This is a genomic window from Alkalilimnicola sp. S0819, assembly GCF_009295635.1.
Lineage (GTDB): Bacteria > Pseudomonadota > Gammaproteobacteria > Nitrococcales > WHIW01 > S0819.
Window position 1 is genome coordinate 263,081 of the sequence record NZ_WHIW01000003.1, and the last position, 21,875, is coordinate 284,955.

General features: G+C 66.4%; 16 protein-coding genes and 1 tRNA gene. 11 read left to right on the forward strand and 6 right to left on the reverse strand.

Features of this window, described 5'->3' with window-relative positions; genetic code table 11:
• Positions 1-66 precede the first annotated feature (66 nt).
• From GBG68_RS04180 to pckA, 3 genes are all read left to right on the forward strand, one after another.
• Positions 67-1,710 (forward strand): methyl-accepting chemotaxis protein, encoded by a 1,644-nt coding sequence (locus GBG68_RS04180; protein WP_152145440.1) that lies wholly within the window; start codon positions 67-69, stop codon positions 1,708-1,710.
• 198 nt (positions 1,711-1,908) lie between these two features.
• On the forward strand, positions 1,909-2,457 hold the full coding sequence (locus tag GBG68_RS04185) for a DUF2058 domain-containing protein (protein ID WP_152145441.1): 549 nt from the start codon (positions 1,909-1,911) through the stop codon (positions 2,455-2,457).
• Between the two features lie 214 nt (positions 2,458-2,671).
• Complete coding sequence (pckA, locus tag GBG68_RS04190; RefSeq protein WP_152145443.1) at positions 2,672-4,306, forward strand: phosphoenolpyruvate carboxykinase (ATP); 1,635 nt, start codon at positions 2,672-2,674, stop codon at positions 4,304-4,306.
• A gap of 194 nt (positions 4,307-4,500) precedes the next feature.
• Here the strand turns inward: pckA and GBG68_RS04195 are convergent, their stop codons facing one another.
• Positions 4,501-6,993, reverse strand: a complete 2,493-nt coding sequence (locus GBG68_RS04195) for an ABC transporter permease (protein WP_152145445.1) — start codon at positions 6,991-6,993, stop codon at positions 4,501-4,503.
• Positions 6,993-7,679, reverse strand: a complete 687-nt coding sequence (locus GBG68_RS04200; RefSeq protein WP_152145447.1) for an ABC transporter ATP-binding protein — start codon at positions 7,677-7,679, stop codon at positions 6,993-6,995. Before GBG68_RS04200 ends, GBG68_RS04195 begins: the two co-directional genes overlap by 1 nt.
• Here GBG68_RS04200 and GBG68_RS04205 point away from each other — a divergent pair.
• Positions 7,678-8,289, forward strand: a complete 612-nt coding sequence (locus tag GBG68_RS04205) for an arylesterase (RefSeq protein ID WP_152145449.1) — start codon at positions 7,678-7,680, stop codon at positions 8,287-8,289. The genes GBG68_RS04200 and GBG68_RS04205 overlap by 2 nt on opposite strands.
• Before the next feature lie 94 nt (positions 8,290-8,383).
• Here the strand turns inward: GBG68_RS04205 and GBG68_RS04210 are convergent, their stop codons facing one another.
• Entirely contained in the window at positions 8,384-9,322 is a 939-nt protein-coding gene (locus GBG68_RS04210; RefSeq protein ID WP_152145451.1) for a lysylphosphatidylglycerol synthase domain-containing protein, read from the reverse strand.
• 145 nt (positions 9,323-9,467) lie between these two features.
• Here GBG68_RS04210 and GBG68_RS04215 point away from each other — a divergent pair, with 145 nt between their 5' ends.
• The 5 genes from GBG68_RS04215 (at position 9,468) to GBG68_RS04235 (ending at position 14,736) form a co-directional block, all read left to right on the forward strand.
• Entirely contained in the window at positions 9,468-9,863 is a 396-nt protein-coding gene (locus GBG68_RS04215) for a DoxX family protein (protein WP_152145453.1), read from the forward strand.
• Positions 9,864-9,977: 114 nt separating this feature from the next.
• Positions 9,978-11,657, forward strand: coding sequence for a glutamine--tRNA ligase/YqeY domain fusion protein (locus tag GBG68_RS04220; RefSeq protein WP_152145455.1), 1,680 nt, complete (start codon positions 9,978-9,980; stop codon positions 11,655-11,657).
• A 5-nt stretch (positions 11,658-11,662) separates the two neighbouring features.
• On the forward strand, positions 11,663-12,511 hold the full coding sequence (locus GBG68_RS04225) for a mechanosensitive ion channel domain-containing protein (protein WP_152145457.1): 849 nt from the start codon (positions 11,663-11,665) through the stop codon (positions 12,509-12,511).
• A gap of 88 nt (positions 12,512-12,599) precedes the next feature.
• A complete protein-coding gene (locus GBG68_RS04230; protein WP_152145459.1) occupies positions 12,600-13,817 on the forward strand; it encodes a lytic murein transglycosylase in 1,218 nt (405 codons plus the stop codon).
• Between the two features lie 70 nt (positions 13,818-13,887).
• A complete protein-coding gene (locus tag GBG68_RS04235; protein ID WP_152145461.1) occupies positions 13,888-14,736 on the forward strand; it encodes a phosphoesterase in 849 nt (282 codons plus the stop codon).
• A 20-nt stretch (positions 14,737-14,756) separates the two neighbouring features.
• On the opposite strand, the gene GBG68_RS04240 is transcribed toward GBG68_RS04235, so the two are convergent.
• Positions 14,757-16,946: a YgiQ family radical SAM protein gene (locus GBG68_RS04240; protein WP_152145463.1), complete on the reverse strand. Its 2,190-nt coding sequence runs from the start codon at positions 16,944-16,946 to the stop codon at positions 14,757-14,759.
• Between the two features lie 178 nt (positions 16,947-17,124).
• Positions 17,125-18,351 carry a bifunctional alpha/beta hydrolase/OsmC family protein gene (locus tag GBG68_RS04245; protein ID WP_152145465.1) on the reverse strand — a complete coding sequence of 409 codons (1,227 nt, stop codon included), beginning with the start codon at positions 18,349-18,351 and terminating at the stop codon, positions 17,125-17,127.
• 136 nt (positions 18,352-18,487) lie between these two features.
• On the opposite strand from GBG68_RS04245, the gene GBG68_RS04250 reads away from it, so the two are divergent.
• Both GBG68_RS04250 and GBG68_RS04255 read left to right on the forward strand, forming a co-directional pair.
• Positions 18,488-18,564 (forward strand) — tRNA-Met (locus tag GBG68_RS04250).
• Between the two features lie 104 nt (positions 18,565-18,668).
• Positions 18,669-19,328 (forward strand): glutathione S-transferase N-terminal domain-containing protein, encoded by a 660-nt coding sequence (locus GBG68_RS04255; RefSeq protein WP_226801634.1) that lies wholly within the window; start codon positions 18,669-18,671, stop codon positions 19,326-19,328.
• An 18-nt stretch (positions 19,329-19,346) separates the two neighbouring features.
• Here the strand turns inward: GBG68_RS04255 and GBG68_RS04260 are convergent, their stop codons facing one another.
• Positions 19,347-21,584, reverse strand: a complete 2,238-nt coding sequence (locus tag GBG68_RS04260; protein WP_152145468.1) for a lipopolysaccharide kinase InaA family protein — start codon at positions 21,582-21,584, stop codon at positions 19,347-19,349.
• Positions 21,585-21,875: the final 291 nt, after the last annotated feature.

Genomic DNA, 21,875 nt, shown 5'->3' on the forward strand with positions numbered 1-21,875 from the left:
CCACCGCCGCTATCCTCAATGCACGCAGTGTGTTCTTAATAACGTCGCGTATTCCGAGGATATGCCATGGCTCAAATAATTCGGAATCTCTCCTTTCGCTGGAAACTATCCATACCACTGCTGCTGTTGGCGGTGCTGTTCATCGGTAGCGTGCTGCTCGCCCAGTCCCTGCTGAGCGATCTGGCCCAAGACACCCAGCACTACAATGATCGCCTGCTGCCCGGCCAGCGCATGGCGCTGGAGGCAGACCGCGATCTGCACCAGGCGTTGGTTGCCGCCCAGCGCATTCTCAGCGGGCGACTGCAAGAAGCGCAGCTTGCCTCCGAGCAAGCCAGCTTCCGCGAGAACTACCAGCAAGCCCTGGACCGCGCGGCCGGCGCGGCGCAGGTACTGGGGGAGCAGCGCAGCAGCCAAATGAGCGACGCCTTCCGCCAAAGTGCGGCGATCTGGAAAAAGATTGCTGACGAAACACTGGCGCTGGCCGCCGGTGGCAGCACCTACGTCGCCAATATGGAATATGCCGAAAAAGGCGCGCCGGCGTTTGATGCCGCCCGCGCCCATCTGGATCAGATCATGTTGCACGTGGAAGGCCTGTCGAATGAACGGTCGGTGGCGGCCGGCGAGCGCGTTGGCCGCAGCGCTACTGCCCTGTGGATTGCGCTGATGCTCGGCGCCACCGTTTCCGCGGCCGTGCTGATCCTGGTGCCGCGTCTGGTTCTGGCACCCCTGAGGGCCGTGACCCGTCGCCTGGCCGAGCTCAACGCCGGAGGCGGCGATCTGACCCAGCGTATCCAGCACAATTCCCGCGACGAGTTCGGCCGTATGGCCGGCGAGGTGGACCGCTTCCTGGACAGCCTGCAGCAGATGCTGCGCCAGGTGGACAAGACCGTGCAACAGGTGGCCGCCGCTGCCGAACAACTCTCCGGCACCAGCCGCGAAACCGAGCAGAACGTAGATCAACAGCGCTCCGCCAGCGAGCAGGTGAGCACCGCCACCAACGAGTTGAGCGCCACCATCCAGGAGGTGGCCCGCAACATCAACCAGGCCGCCGGCGAGGCCGATGCCGCGGACAAGGCTACCCGGGATGCCCAGCAGGCCATGGAGAACACCGTACAGCGCATGCAGAGGCTGGCCCAGGGTATCACCGAGGGCGCCGAAGCCGTGGCGCGCATGGAGGCCGATGCGGATAACGTGGGCTCGGTGCTGGATGTCATCCGGGAAGTGGCCGAACAGACCAATCTGCTGGCGCTGAACGCCGCCATCGAGGCGGCGCGGGCCGGCGACCAGGGCCGGGGCTTCGCCGTGGTGGCGGACGAGGTGCGGGTGCTGGCGAGCCGCGCCCACCAGTCCACCGAAGAGATCCGTAGCATCATCGAGAAGTTGCAACAGGCCGCCCGCGGCTCGGCGGAGGTCATCCATGCCCAGGTGGACGTGGCCGGCGAAGTGGTCGACCAGGCCCAGAAGGCCGGTGGCGTGGTCACCGATGCGGCTCAGCGGCTGCGCTCGATCAACGGCATGAACCAGCAGATCGCCACCGCCGCGGAGGAACAGACCGCCGCTGTGGAGGAGATCAACCGCAATGTCATGGACATCAGCGACGCCGCCTCCCGCTCCTCGGATGGCTCGCGGGAAGTCGCGCAATCCAGCAAGGAACTGGCCCGCCTGGGCGCGGAGCTGCAGCAAGTGGTGGGCAAGTTCAAGCTCGCCTGAGCCACCCGACCCTTGTGAGAGCGGCCTGGGCCGCGAGTGGCCTCCCGTTTCGGCGGGGCGCGATTCGCGGCCCGGGCCGCTCCTCCCGCAACGGAACCGCCGCAACAGCCTCGACCCCTCGACCCACCCCCTCGGGCTCGCTCATGATACGCTTTCGCTTCCCCAGCACCGAGGCGCCGGACGGAGGCCGAAGCGGACATGAGCGATTCCCTACGCGAGCAGTTGTTGAAAAGCGGCCTGGCCAAGGAACAGGACCTGAAAAAGGTCAATGCCGAGAAGAAACGCAGCCGCAAGCAGCAGCAGAACCGCGGCAAGAAGGCCAAGGCCAGACCCGAGCAAAGCGAAACCGCGCGCGCCGCCGCCGATGCCGCCGCTGCGGAGCGCCTGCGCGCCCAGGCCCTGAACCGCGAACGGGAACTGGCCCGCAAGCAAAAGGCCGATGAGCACGCCGCCCGGGAGATGTTGTTGAAACACCAGATCCCCCACGGCAAGGGCGACGTGGCCTTCAATGTCACGGTCAACAACAAGATCAAGCATTTCTACGTCAGCGCCGAGCAGCACAAGCAGCTCTCCGAGGGCAAACTGGCGGTGGGCCGCACCCGAAACCTGTTCCGGCTGGTTCCCCGGGAAATCGGCGAGAAGGTTCAGGCCCTTGCCCCCTTCCTCATGGTCTACCTGCTGGATCCCCAGGCCGACATCGACCCTGCCTACGAAGAGCACCCCATCCCTGACGACCTGATGTGGTAGCGCCCCCATCCTCAGCCTGCCGCCGCCCGGCGGCAGGCTTGCCTCCACGCGCACCGCACGCCTTGCCCTGCGCCGCTTTTGCACCGGCCCACAGCGGGTACCCGACGTAGGGTTTAATACTCTGCCCGCTTTTGCATTATGCTTGCCTGTCAATAACGAGAAATGTCCGGGCGACCGGGCGCAGGGAAGCGTCTTACCCCAAACAGGAGGCCTCATGTCCAGCTTCGACCTTCAGCAACACGGCATCGTCAAACCCCGCGTACTGCGCAACGCCGCTCCCGCCGAGCTCTACGAGCAAGCGCTGCGCAACGAGCCCGGTTCCGCCATCTCCTCCAGCGGCGCACTGATCGCGCTGTCCGGCGAGAAGACCGGGCGCAGCCCGAAGGACAAACGTGTAGTAGAACACCAGGAGCTGAAGGACGATGTCTGGTGGGGGGACGTGAACATCAGCCTGGAGGAATCCACCTTCCGCATGACCCGCCAGCTGGCGGTGGATTATCTGAACACCCGCGAACAACTCTATGTGGTGGACGGCTATGCGGGCTGGGACAGCCGCTACCGGGTCAAGATCCGGGTGATTTGCGAACGCGCCTACCATGCGCTGTTCATGCGCAATATGCTGATCCGCCCCTCGGCGGCGGAGCTGGCCGAATTCGGCGAGCCGGACTATGTGATCTACAACGCCGGGCGTTTCCCCGCCAATGATCAGCTGCCGGGCATCAGCTCCAAGACCAGCGTGAGCCTGTGCCTGAAACAGGGCGAGTTCGTGATCCTGGGCACCGAATACGCCGGCGAGATGAAGAAGGGCGTGTTCACCATCATGAACTACATCATGCCCAAGCAGGACGTGCTCTCCATGCACGGCTCCGCCAACGAAGGCCCCCATGGCGACGTCTCCATCTTCTTCGGCCTGTCGGGCACCGGCAAGACCACCCTCTCCGCCGACCCGGCCCGTCGCCTGATCGGCGATGACGAGCACTGCTGGACCGATGACGGCGTGTTCAATATCGAGGGCGGCTGCTACGCCAAGGTGATCGATCTCTCCGCCGAGGCCGAGCCCGACATCTACAACGCCATCCGCTTCGGCGCGGTGCTGGAGAACGTGGTCTACGACCCGACCACCCGCGAGGTGGATTACACCGACAAGTCCATCACCGAGAATACCCGGTGCTCCTACCCGGTGGAGTTCATCCCCAACTGCAAGATTCCGGGCACCGGCGCGATTCCGAAGAACGTCATCTTCCTCACCTGCGACGCCTTCAGCGTATTGCCGCCGGTGAGCAAGCTGAACCCGGCCCAGGCCATGTACCACTTCATCAGTGGCTACACCGCCAAGGTGGCCGGCACCGAGATGGGCGTCACCGAGCCCCAGGCCACCTTCTCCGCCTGTTTCGGCGCCCCCTTCCTGGTCTGGCACCCGACCCGATACGCCGAGCTGCTGGCGGACAAGATCCGCAAGCACGACGTCAAGGTCTGGATGGTGAACACTGGCTGGTCCGGCGGCCCCTACGGCGTGGGCAAGCGCATGAGCATCGCCCACACCCGGGCGATCATCGATGCCATTCACGACGGCAGCCTGGATCAGGCCGAGACGGTCACCGACCCGATCTTCGGCCTGGAAGTTCCCACCCAGTGCCCGAACGTGCCCGACGAGGTGCTGATCCCGGTGAACAGCTGGGCCGACAAGGATGCCTATCGGGAGACGGCCATCAAGCTGGCGAAGCTCTACCAGGAGAACTTCGCCGCCTATGCCGATCAGGCCAGCGAGGAGATCCTCGCCGCCGCGCCGCGGGTGCCGGGCGCGGGGGAAGCCATCGATCTGCAGGCACGGCGCAAGGCGCGGGGCTAAGCGGAAAAGGACGGGGATCCTCGAGCCGTGGTGGTTGGGGGATCCTCGTTTTCGCCAGCGGCTGCATCGCGCCCACCCGGGCCTGGGGCCAGCCGCTTGGCGCCCCAAGTCGGAACCCGCGTCGTCTGGCCACGGCTCGGCCGCTCGGTTGCGGGTGGATATCAGACGCCCTTGGGCAGGGGTGCCACCCGCGCTCAGTTCTCCTCGGCGGCCTGCAGCAGGCGCATGGGCGAGGCGGTATAAAGGCGTCGCGTCGCCAGGGCGCCGGCCAACAGCACCATCAGCGCACCGGCGCCACCTCCCAGGGCGATCAGATACGCCGGGAAGCCGTAGTCCAGACGGAACAGCGCATCCGCCATCGCCCAGCCCGCCGCGGCCGCCCCCAGCCCCGCCAGACTGCCGGCAATGCCGCCCACCAGGGCGAATTCCACCCAGGCCAGGCGCCGAATCAGGCTGCGTCGCGCGCCCAGGGAGCGCAACAGCGCGCTTTCGAACTGCCGCTCCTCACGGGTGATCTGCAGTGCGGCCAGCAATACCAGCAGCCCCGCCGCCAGGGTCAGCAGCACCATGGTTTCCACCACCCGGGAGCCCTGGTCGATGATTCCCCGCACCGTGTGCAGAATGGCGTTCACGTCGATGATGGTGACACTGGGATAGCGACGCACCAGTTCCGGCAGCATGCCCCGCGCGGCCTCGGGCAGGTAGAAGCTGGTGATATAGGTCGCCGGCAGCCCCCGCAACAGCTGCGGCGTGCCCACCACGAAGAAATTGACATTGAAGCTGTCCCAGTCCACCTCCCGCAGACTGGTGACTCGCCCGGTGACGATCTCGCCGGCCACCTCGAAGCTGAGCTCATCCCCCAGTTCCATACCCAGGGTCTCGGCGATATCGGTCTCTACCGACCACTGGGCACGTTCCCCGTTCCGCTCGTCCCACCACTGACCGGCGGCGAGCTCATTGTCGGCAGGCAGGACCTCCAGCCAGGAGAGGTTGAATTCCCGGTCCACCAGGCGCTTGCCCCGGGGCGTGTCGTAATCCGCCCGGCTCACCGGCCGGCCGCTGATGGCCAGCAGCCGGCCCCGAATCATCGGATACAGGGTGCTCTCGGCGCCGCTTCTCCCGATCAACTCCTGCACAGCGGCCACTTCTTCCGGTTGCACATTGATCAGAAAGTAATTGGGTGCATCAGGCGGGATGCGCGCCTTCCAGGCCACCAGCAGGTCGTCCCGCACCACGCCCAGCAACAACAGAGCCATCAAGCCCAGGCCTAAAACCACTACCTGGATGACCGTGGTCCAGGGCCGGCGCGCCACGCCGGCGAGCGCCAGAGCCGCGGTGCCGCGGGTATGGCGCCGAGCCACGCGCACCAGCCACACCGTCAGCGCAGCGCCCAGCCCGAGCAACAACAAGGTGCCCAGCACCGCGCCGAAGACATACAGGGCGAGCTGAAGATCGTTCACCTGCCACCACATCAGCAGGAACACACTGAGCAAGGCGGCCAGATACACCGACAGCCCGCCCAGCAGGCGCCCGCCCAGGTCCCGGCGCAGCACCCGCAGCGGCGGCACCCGGCGCAAGCGCAGCACGCTGGGCACGGCAAAGCCCAGCAGCACCACCTGACCGGTGAGCAGGCCCATCACCGCCGGTCGCCAGTCGGGGGCCGGCATATGGGGCAACAGATCCGCCACCAGCGTCATCAGCACCCCGTGCAGGGCGAAGCCCAGCAGGCTGCCCAGCGCGCCGGCGAGCAAGCCCAGCACGATGAGCTTCAGGGCAAAGAGCAGAACGATCTGGCGCTGGCTCGCACCCAGACACCGCATCACCGCCACCGGGTCAAGCTGCCGGGCGGCATAACGGCGGATGGTGAGCAGCATGGCCACGCCACCGACGATGATGGTGAGCAAGGCGCTCAAACCCAGGAAGCGCTGCGCGGTGCGCATCACCTCCCCCACGCCGGGCTGGCCCTCGGCCGGGGTTTCGATCTCCACGTCCCGGCGGCCCTGGGCGAGCACCCATTGCTGGTAGTCGGCCAGGGCCGCCTCGGCGCCGCCGAGCAGCAGTCGATACCGCACCCGGGAGGCCTGCTGGATCAGGCCGGTGTCGGCCACCTGGTCGAAATGGATCAACACCCTGGGCGCCAGATTGACGAAGCCGCCGCCCCGGTCGGGCTCCAGGAACAGTACCTTGCCGATGCGCAGCTCCGACTCGCCCAGGCGCAGCGTATCGCCCACTGCCAGGTCCATCTGCAACAGCAGGCGCGGCGATACCCAGGCTTCGCCGGGGGGCGGAATCTCGCGACTGGTCACCGGGTCGCGGGTGGGTGAATCGCCCACCTGCAACTCTCCACGCAGCGGGTAGGCATCCTCCACCGCCTTGATCGAGGCAAGCTGAAACTGCTCGCCGCTCAGCACGGCGCTGGGGAAGATCATCATTCGAGCGGTGTTCAATCCCCGCGCCTGGGCCTCTTCCAGCCAGGCATCGGGTAACGGGTCATCGGTCTCCAGCACCCGGTCGGCGGCCAGCAGCTCGGAAGCCCTCACCTCGGTGGCATCCCCGACCCGTTGCGCCAGCCAGCCCACTGCACTGACGGCGGTCACCGCCAACACCACGGCGAGCACCAGCAAGCGCAGCTCGCCGGAGCGCCAGTCCCGCAGCAGCTGTCGCAGGGCGAAACGCAGCGGCACCATCAGGCAGCCACCAAACGGCCATGCTCCAGGCGCAGTACCCGGTCACAGCGGGAAGCGAGTTGCGGATCATGGGTCACCATCACCAACGTGGTGCCGGATTCGCGGTTCAGGTGGAACAGAAGATCGGCGACCCGGTGCCCGGTCTCCTCGTCCAGATTGCCGGTGGGCTCATCGGCCAGCAGCAACGCGGGCTTGGCGACGAAGGCGCGGGCGATGGCGACCCGCTGCTGCTCGCCGCCGGAAAGCTGGCGCGGGTAATGGCCCAGGCGATGCTCCAGGCCCACCTGGGTGAGCGCGGCCTCCGCGCGGGCCCCGGCACCGTCCTCGCCGGCCAGCTCCAGGGGCAGCATCACATTCTCCCGCGCGGTCAGCCCCGCGAGCAGATGAAAGGCCTGGAAGACAAAGCCCAGGGACTGACCGCGCAGGCGGGCGCGGGCATCCTCGCCCAACGCGGTCAGGTCGGTGCCCAACAGGCTTACGCGCCCGTGACTGGGCAAATCCAGCCCCGCCAGCAGGCCCAGCAAGGTGGACTTGCCCGAGCCGGAAGCCCCGAGGATGGCGAGGCTCTCGCCGCTGCAAATGCTAAGATCGAGCCCATCGAACAAGCGAATCTCACCCCCAGGACCCTGGAACACCATGCCCAGAGCTTCCGTTTCCAAAACCACCCGCCGGCTGTCTTCCGCCATGTCTCGCTGGCTCCTGCTCGCATTGCTGTGGACGGTGTCCCCGGGCGCCGCCGCCGAGGCGGTCATCCTGGTGATGGGCGACAGTCTCAGCGCCGGTTACGGCGTGCCCCGGGAGAGCCGCTGGACGGCGCTGCTGGAGCAGAGACTGCGGGAGCGCGGGCTGGCTTACCGGGTCGTGAATGCCGCCATCACCGGCGACACCACCCGTGGTGGGCTCAGCCGCCTGCCCCAGGCGCTGGCGCGCCACGAACCGAACATACTGGTGATCGCCCTGGGGGGCAACGACGGGTTGCGCGCCATTCCCGCCCGGGAAATGCGCGAGAACCTCAGCCGCATGGTGGCACTGGGTCGCGAGGCGGGCGCCAAAGTGCTGCTGGTGGGGGTACGTCTACCCCCCAACTACGGAGCCGCGTTCACCCGCCTGTTCGCCGAAAGCTACCGCCAAGTAGCCCATGAAACCGGCGCGCCGCTGGTGCCGCGCATTCTCGACAAGGTCGGCGAGCGCCCCGAGTTGATGCAGGACGACGGCATTCACCCCAACGAGGATGCCCAACCGTTGATCCTCGACAACATCTGGGAGGGCTTGCGGCCTCTGCTGGACGACACCTGATTCGCCCTGGCGGAAGCCACATCGAACCCGGCGGCCTGCGCAGGCCTCAGCCAGCCCCTGTGCAGCCCCAGGCGGAATCGAGGATGCCCGAAGATCAACGCCTGAGCAGCCACCGGCCAAGCTCATGGCCCCCCACCCCAAGCCCCGCCAAACCTAAGGGCAGCAGATAATAGACTCCTCTGAAAGCCAGCATCGCCGCCAGTAATTCATGAGTCTCCGTTCCCGGCAACATCAAGGCCAGCGTCGCCTCGAACACCCCGATACCACCGGGTACGTGACTGAGCGCCCCAACCAGCATGGCCAGCACATACAGCCCCACGAAGGCGGGATAATCCACCCCCGTGCCCGCTGGCAGCAGCACGTAGAGCACCGCCGCCACCAGCGCGATATCCATCACGCCCACCAGCACCTGTGCCGCGCTGATGCGCAATTCCGGTGTGGGCGCCTGCCAGTTCCGAAACCGCAACGGCATCCGCCGCCGGTGGGACCAGTACAGATAGCCCGCCAGCCCCATCAGGAGCAGCAGCCCGAGCAGACGCCATGCAAGATCCCGCAGCGGCAGCAAGGCGGAAACGGCCTGAGGCTCCAGCAGCAGCGCCATACCCGTGGTCGCGACGATGCCCAAGGTAAAGGCGAAGCCGCACAGCAACGTGATGGACACCGCATCGCCGACGCTGAACCCACAGGGCCGGTAATAGCGGTAACGCAGGGAACCGCCGGTCACCGGCGCCGGCCCCACATTGCGCTGCAGCGCGAATGCGGCCAAAGACACCGCCACCAGGCGCGCGACAGGCAGACGGCGACCAAGAAATGCCAGCGCGAGAGCCTCGTAGGCCAGCAAGCAGGCATAGGCGGGCACGGTGAGCAGCACCGCGTACAACAATGCCTCCGCGGGCATGGCGCGCAGCTCGGTGAGCACGCGGCCGAACTCGATGCCTCCCAGGGCCTGGATCAACAGCCCGATGACCAGCAAGGCCAGGACGATCAACCCAAGCTGCCGCAGCACCTGTCGCTTGCCCGCCGACAGCCTCATGGGGAGCACGCCTCCCGGCCTGCCCTCAATCCCATGGGCCCGCCATGGTGTATCGCGCCGTTCTTATCCATACTCCCAGTCTGGGGTCGCCGCGCCCGCGCCCCCATGACCGAAAAGCAAGCAATAACAGCCGAAGGAAGCCCGCATGACCCAGACTGAAACCGACAACCTCGCCAAGCTGATCCTGCGCCTGACCCTGGGCATCCTCATCCTGCTTCACGGCATCGCCAAGCTGCGCAGCGGCGTGAGCGGCATCGAGGGTATGCTCGCCGGCCACGGCCTGCCGGCTTTCATCGCTTACGGCGTCTACATCGGCGAGGTACTGGCCCCGATCCTGCTGATCATCGGCTACTACGCCCGGGTGGGTGCGGCGCTGATCGTGGTGAACATGCTCTTCGCGCTCTTTCTCGTTCACAGCGACGAGTTCTTCCAGCTCGGCGGCAACGGCGGCTGGGCTCTGGAGCTGCAGGGCATGTTCCTGTTCACCGCCCTGGCGCTGGCCATCAGCGGCCCTGGTCGGATGAGCCTCAACAACCGCTGACAAGCCCTTGTGCAATAGGCATTTTCTACCCCTCTTATAACCATGACGCCGGCGGCGCTATAATGCGCCGCCCCAGTAACGTTCGTACGCCACGCAGGAAAGGTCTCCGTATTCATGAGCACCCGGGAAGCGCCCAGCAACTTCATTCGCCAGATCATCGACGCCGACCGGGCCGCCGGCCTCAATGACGGCCGCGTCGCCACCCGCTTTCCGCCGGAACCCAACGGCTATCTGCATATCGGCCATGCCAAGTCCATCTGCCTGAACTTCGGTATCGCCCGGGATTACCAGGGCAGCTGCAATCTGCGCTTTGACGACACCAACCCGGAGAAGGAGAACCTGGAGTTCGTCGAATCCATCAAGGAAGACGTACGCTGGCTGGGCTTCGACTGGAACGCCCTGTACTACGCTTCGGATTATTTCCCGCAGCTCTACGCCTATGCCCAGGATCTGATCCGTGACGGCAAGGCCTACGTGTGCGACCTGAGCGCCGAGCAGATGCGGGAATACCGCGGCACCCTCACCGAGCCCGGCCGCGACAGCCCCTACCGGAACCGCTCCGTCGAAGAGAACCTGGACCTGTTCGCCCGCATGCGAGCCGGCGAGTTCGAGGACGGCGAGCGGGTGCTGCGGGCGAAGATCGACATGGCCTCCCCCAACATCAATATGCGCGACCCGACCATCTACCGGATCCGCCGGGGCGCGGTGCATCACCAGACCGGCGAAGCCTGGCCGATCTACCCCATGTACGACTACACCCACTGTCTCTCGGACGCCATCGAGGGCATCACCCACTCCCTGTGCACCCTGGAGTTCGAGGATCACCGACCGCTGTACAACTGGTTCATCGAGCAGCTGGACGTGCCGGCCAAACCGAAGCAGATCGAGTTCGGTCGCCTGAACCTGGAATTCACCGTGCTCAGCAAGCGCAAGCTCACCGAGCTGGTGCGCGAAGGCCGTGTAGAGGGCTGGGACGATCCGCGCATGCCCACCATCGCCGGGCTGCGCCGCCGCGGCTATCCGCCCGCCGCCATCCGCGACTTCTGTGAGCGCATCGGCGTGACCAAGTCCGACGGCACGGTGGAGATGGCCTTGCTGGAGAACTGCGTGCGCGAGGAGCTGGACCGCAGCGCCCCGCGCGCCATGGCCGTGCTGAACCCGCTCAAGGTGGTGCTGAGCAACTACCCTGAAGGCCGCGTGGAACACCTGCCCGCCGCCAATCACCCCAAGGACGAGAGCATGGGCAGCCGCCAGGTGCCCTTCACCCAAGAGCTCTACATCGATCGGGACGATTTCATGGAAGTGGCGCCGAACAAGAAGTTCAAGCGCCTGGTGCTGGGCGGCGAGGTGCGCTTGCGCAACGGCTACGTGATTCGCTGCGACGAGGCCGTCAAGGATGCCCAGGGCGAGATCACCGAACTGCGCTGCAGCTACGACCCGGACACCCTGGGCAGCAACCCCGTGGGGCGCAAGGTCAAGGGCGTGATCCACTGGGTATCCGCCAGCCACAGCGTAGCGGCTGAAGTGCGCCTCTACGATCGCCTGTTCCTGGTGCCGGACCCGGGTGCGGTCAAGGACAGGGACTGGCATGAGGATCTCAACCCCGAATCCCTGCGCATCGTCCAGGCCCGGGTGGAACCGTCCCTGGCCGAGGCGCCCCCGGAAGCCCGCTTCCAGTTCGAGCGCGAGGGCTACTTCTACCGGGATCACAAGGAAACCGACCGGCTGGTGTTCAACCGCAGCGTCACCCTGCGTGACACCTGGGCGAAGATTGCCGGTGGGGGCCAGAGCTGACCTTCATGGACTGGGCGCAGGCTCTGGCGGAAGGCACGACCGGCGGGCGCTTGCTCAGCAGCCTGTTGCTGCTGCTGGCGGTGCTGTTCACCTATCGGCTGGCCTCGCTCAGTATACGCCGCACCCCATGGGCCAGCGCCGACATCCGCCGGCGCTGGCTGGTGATGGCGCGCAACCTCGCCATACTGCTCTTTCTGCTTGGGCTGGTAGTCATCTGGGCGGCGCAGTTGCGCACCCTGGCCGTTTCCGTGGTGGGTTTCGCGGTGGCCATCGTGCTGGTCACCAAGGAACTGCTCATGTGCATGACCGGCGGCCTGTTGCGCTCCGGAGCGGGCAGCTTCCGTGTGGGTGACCGCATCGTGGTCAAGGGGCTGCGTGGCGAGGTGGTGGACTTCACCATGCTCACCACCACGATTTTGGAAATCGGGCCCGACAACTTCAACCAGCAACACAGCGGCCGGGCCATCGTGCTGCCCAACGCCCTGTTCCTCACCGAGCCGGTCATCAACGAAAGTTACACGGAGCAGTTCGTGCTGCAGTGCACCCTGGTGCCGCTCAAGCGGGATCAGGACTGGCAGCGCCATGAGCAGGCCCTGCTCGGTGCCGCCCGTGAGCTGTGCGCGGAGTATCTGGAACCGGCCCGCGAACACATGAACCAGCTTTCCCGGCGCCTGGGCATAGAGCCTCCGGCGGTGGAACCACGGGTCAGCCTGCACCTTCCCAAACCCGATGAGCTGCATCTGCTGGCCCGGTATCCGGTGCCTGCCGGGCGCTCCGCCCACGCTGAACAGCGGCTTCTGCGGCACTACCTGGAGCAGAGCCGGGAGCAGCGAGAGAGGAATCCGCCGCCCTGAGCCGCGCCGGGGAACCAACGGCCTCAGCGGAGCTCAAAGCCGGAGGCCATGACGCCCCCGACAACAGCCACGAGGACTGACCCAGCCCATGCGTCTGACTGCCCTGCTGCTTGCCCTGCCCCTGATCTCGGGCGCCGCCCTCGCCGAGGAAGACAGCTTCCGGGCCTGTCTGGATGAGTTGCGAGCTCAGGCCCTGGCCCAGGGCCTGAGCGACCACGCCGTGGACCGAGCCTTCGCGGGTATACAGCGGCGCCCCCGGGTGCTGGAGCTGGATGCCAGTCAGCCGGAGTTCCAGCGTACCTTTTGGCAGTATCTACAGGCGCGGGTCACCCAGGCCCGCGTGGAGCAGGGCCGCCGACTGCTGCAAGCCCACGGTCCGCTTCTATGGCGGGTGCACCGCGAGTTCGGCGTGCGACCGGAGTATCTGCTCGCCTTCTGGGGGCTGGAGACCAATTATGGCGGCTACATGGGTGGCATGGGTGTGCTGGACGCGCTGGCCACCCTGGCCTGCGACACCCGCCGGGCCGATTTTTTCCGCAACGAACTGCTGCAGGCGCTGCGTATCGTACAAAGCGGTGACGTCGCCCTGGAACTGATGCGCGGCTCCTGGGCCGGCGCCATGGGCCATAAGCAATTCATGCCCTCCACCTACAACGCCTACGCCCTGGACTACGACGGCGACGGCCGCCGTGACCTCTGGGGCAGCCTGCCCGACGCCTTCGCCTCGGCGGCCAATTACCTGAGCGCCGAAGGCTGGCGTGACGGCGAGCGCTGGGGGCGAGAAGTACGCCTGCCCCGGGACTTTGACTGGAGCCTGGCGCGCCTGGACGAAAACCGCCCGCTGGACGAGTGGCGCGCGCTGGGCGTGCGCCGCGCCAATGGCGCCCCCCTGCCCCCGGGGGACATGCAGGCCGCCCTGTTGCTGCCACAGGGGCACCGCGGGCCGTCGTTCCTGGTTTACCAGAACTTCCACGTGATCATGCGCTGGAACCGATCCAGCCACTACGCTTTGGCCGTGGGGCACCTGGCGGACCGCATCGCCGGCATGGGGGAGCTGCGTGCAGCGCCCCTGAACGAAGCGCCTCTGCGCCGGGGGCAGGTGCTGGAGATCCAGCGCGGGCTCAACGCGCTGGGCCTGGGCGCGGGCGAGCCGGACGGCATCGTCGGCCCCCAGACCCGCCAGGCCGTGCGTGCCTTCCAACAGATCGGCGGCTACCCCGCCGACGGCCATGCGGACCAATCCCTGCTGCGGCGTCTGCGGGAGAGCCTGGAGCAAGGCCCGGACCCCGCGGGGGGCAGCACCTGACGCCCCACTGGGGTGGGCAGCTCGCCTGGGTTAAGCTCTGTTCAACAACGGCACCCAACGGAGAGAACCCTTGGCTAAACCCCTGGTCATTTATCACGGCAGCAACTGCCTGGACGGTTTCGGCAGCGCCTACGCGGCCTGGCGCCATTTCGCCCTGAATCAGGCAGTGGAGGCGGAATACCTGCCAGCCAGTCACGGTGACCCCCTGCCCGAGGTGGCGGATCGGGATGTCTACCTGCTGGATTTCTCCTACAAGCGCCCCCTGCTTCGAGATCTGTGCGCCGCCGCGCGCCATGTGGTGATTCTCGACCACCACGTTACCGCCCAGGAGGATCTGGAGGGGCTGGACCGGGAGTTCGACAACCTGGAACTGGTTTTCGACATGCAACGCTCCGGTGCGGTGATCACCTGGGAATATTTCCACAGTGCACCGGTTCCTCGGCTGCTGGCTTGTGTCCAGGATCGGGATCTGTGGCAGTGGAAGCTTCCGGAAAGCGCGGACGTCACCGCCGCGCTGATGGCGCACCCCTACGAATTCGATCTCTGGCACGGGTTCATTGAGTCCGGCCACGGGGTCGAGGTGCTCGCCACCGAGGGGCAGGCCATCAACCGTTACCGCAAGCAGCAGATCGCCAGCTACAAGCGCAGGGCGGTGATGGGCCAGATCGCCGGTTACACCGTACCCATCGTCAACGCGCCTTCCGATATCCGCAGCGAACTGCTGGGTGAACTGGCGCAGGGCCAGCCCTTCGCCGCCGGTTACAGCGACACGGGCCACAAGCGGGGCTGGTCGCTGCGCGCCCGAGACGGTGGCGAGGATGTGGCGAAGATCGCCGCGCGCTTCGGTGGAGGCGGGCATGCCAAGGCGGCGGGTTTTGCCACGGATCTGCCGACGGATCTACTCACCGTCGAACCCTGAACGCCGATCCCGCGGTGGGATCACCCCTGGCGGCGGCCACCCCGTCGCTTGGGGGCTCCCGCGCCTTTTCTCGGCGGCAGCCCGGTATGCTGGGTCAGCACCTGCCCCTTGCGCGGCTGGGCCCGGCCCTGACGGGCCTCCCGCTTCGCGCTGGGGTGGTTCGCCGGCTGGGTGGGCGGCACCAGGTGCTGCTTGCTGTAGCCGATCAGATCTTCCCGGCCCATGCGTTTTAGCGCATCCCGCAGCAGCGGCCAATTATCCGGGTCGTGGTAGCGCAGGAAAGCCTTGTGCAGGCGGCGTTGGCGCGCGCCCTTCGGCACGGGGATATCGGACGGCGCCTTGGCGTCGATGCGGTGCAGCGGGTCCTTGCCGGTGTGGTACATGGCGGTGGCGCTGGCCATGGGCGAGGGGTAGAAGTTCTGCACCTGATCCGCCCGAAAACCGTTGTTCCTGAGCCACAGCGCAAGATTCAACATGTCTTCGTCGGTAGTCCCCGGATGCGCGGAGATGAAGTACGGGATCAGGAACTGCTGCTTGCCCGCGCGTTCCGAAAAACGCTCGAACATGCGCTTGAACTCGTAGTAACTGCCCATGCCGGGCTTCATCATCCGGGTAAGCGGACCATCCTCGGTATGCTCCGGGGCAATCTTCAGATAGCCGCCCACGTGGTGGCTTACCAGTTCTTCCACGTATTCCGGGTCTTTCACCGCCAGATCGTAGCGCAGCCCCGAGGCTACCAGCACCCGCTTGATGCCGGGCAGCTTGCGGGTACGGCGGTACAAGCGTGTGGTGGGCGACTGGTCGGTTACCAGATTCTTGCAGATGCTCGGATACACGCAGGACAGTCGCCGGCAGCTGGCGTGGATCTCCTCGCTCTTGCAGTTGAGCTGGTACATGTTCGCGGTGGGCCCCCCCAGATCCGAGATGGTGCCGGTGAACCCCGGCGTCATGTCGCGGATCTTCTCCACCTCGCGGACGATGGAATCCTCCGAGCGGCTCTGAATCACCCGCCCCTCGTGCTCGGTGATGGAGCAGAAGGAGCAGCCCCCGAAGCAGCCGCGCATGATGTTCACCGAAAAGCGGATCATCTCGTAGGCGGGTATGCGCGCCTCACCGTAGGCCGGGTGCGGCACCCGCTGATAGGGCAGCTCGAAGACGCTGTCCAGCTCCTCGGTAGACAGGGGAAGAGGCGGCGGCGTAAGCCAGACGTAACGATCCCCGTGGGGCTGCACCAAGGTGTGGGCATTGGCGGGGTTGGTTTCCAGATGCAGCACACGCGAGGTGTGAGCGTAAAGCACAGGGTCGGACTTCACCTGCTCATAGGCGGGCAGCAGGATGTAGGTCCGCCCACTGCCGATGACCGGGGAAATGCGCACCACCTTCGTCTCGGCGGGCTTGGGCGCCGCCTCCTTGCCCTGCCCGGCGCAGGGGCTGTCGCCGCCGGCCTCCCCCGCGTCATAGGCATAAGGATTGGGCAGCGGGTCCACCTTGCCCGGCTTGTCGATGCGGCTGGAGTCGCGGCCCTTCCAGCCCTCGGGCAGGGCATTGATCAGGCGCGCCGTGCCGCGGATATCGGCCATGTCTTTCAGCGCCTCGCCACAGGCCGCGCGGTGGGCGATGTCCACCACCGCCCGCTCGGCATTGCCGTAGACCAGCAGATCCGCCTTGGAATCCAGCAGTACGGAACGGCGCACCTTGTCCGACCAGTAATCGTAGTGGGCAATGCGGCGCAGGCTCGCCTCGATGCCGCCTATCAGCACCTGGCTGTCCTTATAGGCTTCCCGGCAGCGTTGGGTATAAACCAGCACCGCCCGGTCCGGGCGCTTGCCGCCTTCGTTATGGGGCGTGTAGGCGTCGTCGTGGCGCACCTTCCGGTCCGCCGTGTAGCGGTTGATCATGGAATCCATGTTGCCCGCGGACACGGCGAAGAACAGGTTCGGCTTGCCCAGGGCCTGGAAGGCCTCGGCGGAACTCCAGTCGGGCTGAGCGATGATCCCGACCCGAAAGCCCTGGCGCTCCAGCAGACGGCCGATCACCGCCATGCCGAAGCTGGGGTGGTCCACGTAGGCGTCGCCGCAGACGATGATGATGTCGCAACTGTCCCAGCCCAGCTCATCCATCTCCGCCCGGGACATGGGCAGAAAGGGCGCGGTACCGAAGCATTCGGCCCAGTAGGGGGGGCGGGAGAAAAGCGGCTGGGCTACGTGCATAGGAGCGGGCTCGGCTGGCGGGAAAGGACCTGCGCGACTTTACCAGAGCGCGGGGATGGCGTCATGGGAGCGACGCCTGATCGGTGTCGGTGAAATCCCGGCCAGAAGCCGCTCTCCTACAGTGCTGCTGCCGCTGCAGGAGCGGCTCTTGGCCGGGATTCCCCCCTTGTTGATTTGCTCATTCGCCGTCCGCGAGCCGGGTGCTCACCTGGATCGGCCCCTGCAGGGTCTTGTGCACGGGGCAGCGTTCGGCGATCTCCAGCAAGCGCCCCCGCTGTTCCGCATCCAGGGCGCCTTCCAGAGCGATCTCCCGCGCGAAGCGATCCACCTTGCCGCTGCTCTGTTCACATTCCGCGCGGCCCTGGGCCTGGATCTTGCGATGCGCCACCCGGGTGGTGACCGCCTCCAGCGGCCAGCCCTTGTGGTCGGCATACATGCGCAGGGTCATGGACGTGCAGGCGCCCAGGCCGGCGCTGAGCAGATCATAGGGGCTGGGGCCGCGACCTTCGCCACCCGCTGAACGGGGCTCGTCGGCCAGCAGGGCATGACCGCTTGCGCGTATCTCGGTGGTAAAACCCGCAGCGCCGATGCTCGCGCTCACATAGCCATCATCTCCGGCGGCCGCGGCCACCGCCGCCTCCTCCGCGCCCACATAGCGCCGGGCCCAGGCCGCGACCACTTCGCCGACGTACTCGGCATCGGCCTCGGCGCTGAGCAGATGATCGGCGCTGTCCAGGCTCACGAAGCTCTTCGGGTGCCGGGCCTGCAGGAAGATCTTCGAGGCATTGTCGATACCCACCACCGTGTCCCGTGGCGAGTGCAGCACCAGCAAGGCGCGGTTCAGGCCGCGCACGGTCTCGTCCAGGCGCTGTGCCTCCAGGTCGTCCACGAACTCCTTGCGGATGCGAAAAGAGCGGCCGCCGATATTCACCTGCGCCTGCCCCTTGGCCCGCAGCGTGTCCAGATCGTCTCGCAGCAGCTCCAGCACATGCTCCGGCGCCGCGGGGGCGGCCAGGGTTGCCACCGCCCGTACGCTGCCCAGATCAGGCGCCGCCATCAGCACCGCGGCCCCGCCCAGGGAATGCCCCACCAGCAGGGCCGGTGCCTGGTGCTCACGCTCCAGGTACTCGGCGGCCGCCAGAAGGTCGGCCACGTTGGAGGAAAAGTCGGTATCGGCGAAGTCCCCCTCGCTCTGCCCCAGCCCGGTGAAGTCGAAGCGCAGGACGCCGTAGCCGCGCCTTGCCAGGGCCCGGCTGATGTGGCCCATGGCCTTGTAGTTCTTGTTGCAGGTGAAGCAATGGGCGAACAGCGCCCAGGCCTGAGGCTGACCGTCGGCGGGGAAATCCAACGCCGCGTGCAGCTCATAGCCCCGGCGATTGTGGAAACGGACGGTGCGACTGCTCATGGCTCATCCCTTGTCGACTCGCGCCACCACGCATGGAGAGTGGGGTTTGCAGTGGGGGCGTCCCGACATTTTCTCACCGGACCAGAGTATTTGTTTGCATCCATCCCCGGCAAACCGTACACTCTGCGCCGTCAGTTGCGGGGTGGAGCAGTCTGGCAGCTCGTCGGGCTCATAACCCGAAGGTCGCAGGTTCAAATCCTGCCCCCGCTACCAAATACTTCCGGACGGCGATTACGCCGTCCGGAATTCCTTTCCGAAAGCGTTCCACAGCGGTTATCTTGCATCTTGTCTTGCAGACAGGAGCGCAGACCTTGAGCGTGGAATTGTTTGAACTCGCCGGCACCGACGACCGCCGCTTCAGCCCCTATTGTTGGCGCTCCCGCTTCGCGCTCGCCCACAAGGGCCTGAAGCCTCGGATCACGGCCATACGCTACACCGACAAGGCAGCCATCGCCTTTTCCGGGCAGGACAAGGTACCGGTGGTGGCAGACGGCGAGCGAGTAGTGAGTGACTCCTGGGCCATCGCCTGTTATCTGGAAGAGCGCTACCCGCACGCCCCTTCCCTGTTCGGCGGCGAGGGCGGCCGGCAGTTGGCCCACTTCTTCAACCTCTGGTGCGATACGCAGATCAACGCCCGCCTGGTGCGCGCGGTGGCACTGGATCTTCACGACCGCCTGCAGCCCGAGGATCGATCCTATTTTCGCCGCACGCGCGAACAGCGCTTCGGTATGCGATTGGAGGACGCACAGGCGGAACGCCCCCGGCTGCTGGAGGAGATCCACCAGGCCCTGAGCCCGGTGCGTGCGCTGCTTGCCGAACAAGCCTGGCTGCACGGCGAAACGCCGGCCTACGCCGATTACATACTGCTCGGCACCTTCCAGTGGATCCGGGCCATCAGCGCGCTGGATCCGCTCGCAGACGACCGCCCGCTGCGGAATTGGCGCGAACGTGGCCTCGCCCGCCTGGGCGTAGCCTAGGCCACCGCTCGCCCGTGATCAGCGCCGGCCCGTGAGCTGGCGCAGTGCGTGCTTCAAGCGGCGCTTGCCCCGCACCTTGGCGCGGTAATACCGCGCGGGCAGCCGGTACCAGAAGCCGTAGGAGCGGCCGATGGCGCGCAGATACAACTCCATGAACTCCGCCCGGGACCCCTCGTCGAGCTTGTAGCAGACCCGTTTCAAGTCCGACAGCCGTTGTGACAGGCGCCGGCTGGTGAGCTGAAACTTCGCTCGGTTAGTGTCGATCAGGCTGAAGCGAAGCTCGCCGCCATCGAGCTGTTCCACCAGGATATTGCCGCCGGACAGGTCCCGGAAGTACACACCCCGATCGTGCAGCTTGAGCAGAAAATCCCGCAGCGCCGGGAACAGCTCGGCCTTGCTCAGCCCCTGGTGGGTGGTTTCCCCGGCGGCATAGGCCTGGAAATACCGGCGCACCGAATCGGCCCCTTCCAGCCGCTCGCAGACGTACCAGTTGTGGAAGGCAGAACCGCCGTCGGCCGGTTCGAAAAAGGCCACCGGCCGCGGGCTGTGCAGCCCCCGGCGCAGCAGTTCATTGGCGGCGTTCCAGCTGCGCCGCGCCTTGCTGGTACGCAAGCGGTCGCGTATCCGCTTGTGTGGCTCCAGACTCAGGGGCTGCTTGACGACCAGCCGACCATGCCCTGCTCGCGGGTCATCCATGCTCCAGACCCGGTTACGGCCCTTGCGCAGCAGTTCACCACCCTGCTGCGCCAGGCGATCCGGATGCAGCGCCGCCAGCAGCTGCCTTGCCTGTTCGGCGTTTTCGGCCCGCAGCACGCCCCGCCAGCGCCCGTCTCGGATAGGGTAATAACGCCCCCGTGGTTCGTTCTGGTTGAGGACCACCCCGTCCAGCACCTGGGCGTCCACCCGGCTCGGCAGGCTCGCGCCCTCGGGCCAGCGCAGATAGATAGGTGATTCACAAAGCAGTTCGGGCGGCGCATCCAGCGGCTGCCCGTCCCGGTCCAGCACTTCGGCGCGGGCCAGTTGCCCGGCGTCGTACAGCCCCTCCAGGGCCGCCCCCTGGCCATCCCGGGTCCAGAGCACGTGGGTCACGGCCCCCTCGCGACGAAAGGCATGAATCTCGACGCCCGAGCCGCTGGATAGCGGCCCTTCGTAGCGGCTTCCGGGAATCAGGCGGTTGAAGGCCTTCAGGGCATGAAAGGCGGGACGGACGCGACACAGACTCGGGTCCTCGCCGGCGCTGGCGTAATAGGTCACCCGCTCCAGGCTTGGATAACCGCTGAGGCCATTGTCCACCAGCCCCTCGCGCTGGCACACCAGCGGCCCCCAGTAGGCTCGCGCCAACGCACCGGAGGCGGCGCAGAGGACAAAATAGCGACTCAGATAATCCGCCTGTTTCTGCTCCGTGTTGGGCGACATGCGGGCGATCCGCGGCAGGGTCCAGAAGGCGTTGGTTGACCAGGTCCGGCGCACACCCTGGGCTGCCGCCACGGCATGCACCAGGCGCGCCTTCTTCACCAGGTTGTACTTGAGCACGCCGGCAAAGCGCGGCCCAAGCACTTTATGGTCGAAGTTTTCCGGCTCCCGGGCGCGCTCGGCGAACATATTGTTGCTGTGCACATCGGGCAGCAGGCCTTCCTGGCGAAACATGGCCATGAGGCCGGTGTTATAGAGCGGCTCGAAGTCGGTGACATTGGGGCCGACCAGGCGCACCCCCCGCAACCGTGCCTGCTCATGCGCGATACGCCAGGCCCGGAGGAACCCTTCCAGGCTGTAGCCGGCCCAGCGCTTGCGGTTGATGGTAGAGCCGATCTCGACCCCGGTCAGCGAACGGCCCCAGCGTTCCAGGGCATCCGCGACGAACGCCCGCCAGCGCTCCGGCGCCCCGTCCCCTTCCATGCCCCGAGCCTCATCGAAGGGCTGCACCAGGTGGAGCAGCACGTCGAAGCCCTGATCCAGCAGCACCCGCAGGAAGCGTTCGGCATGAGCCGCTTCTTCCCCATAGCTGTAGTCCAGGCGCACCTGGCGTACACCCAGTTCCCGCAGATGCTCGATCACGCAGGCGTCCCAGGCCGGGTCGGCCGCACTGGCCACCCCGACGCCGACGAAATCCGCACCGATCTCGTGCCCGGTCGGCGGCAGGTGTCCGCCGGGCAGGCGCAGCCCCCCGCTCAGCACGCGGGCGGCGATAGCGCTCAGATAACGACGCGTCGCCCCGCTGCCGGGTTTCAAAGACAGGAAATGAACATCAGCGGACATGTGATCCCCGGAAATCAAAAAAAGCCTTGCACAGCAGAATCTGACCGATTCCCCAAGCCCTCTTCCACAGCCGGGTTTCTCGCGCCAGAGCGCGCTCTCGCCCCTAGCCCGGCAGAGGCTCAGAGGTCCAGGGGAATTAATCAGTTTCTGGTACGGTGCCGGCGAGTATAGCAGTCGTAATCGGTCGTCACGGGGCAAGATGCGTCAAGGCTGACTCAAAGCCATGATTCTTTGCCGCGAGTCGGGACCGTGCCCGCACAGGGCGGCACCGAGCATGCCTTTCAAGGTGAA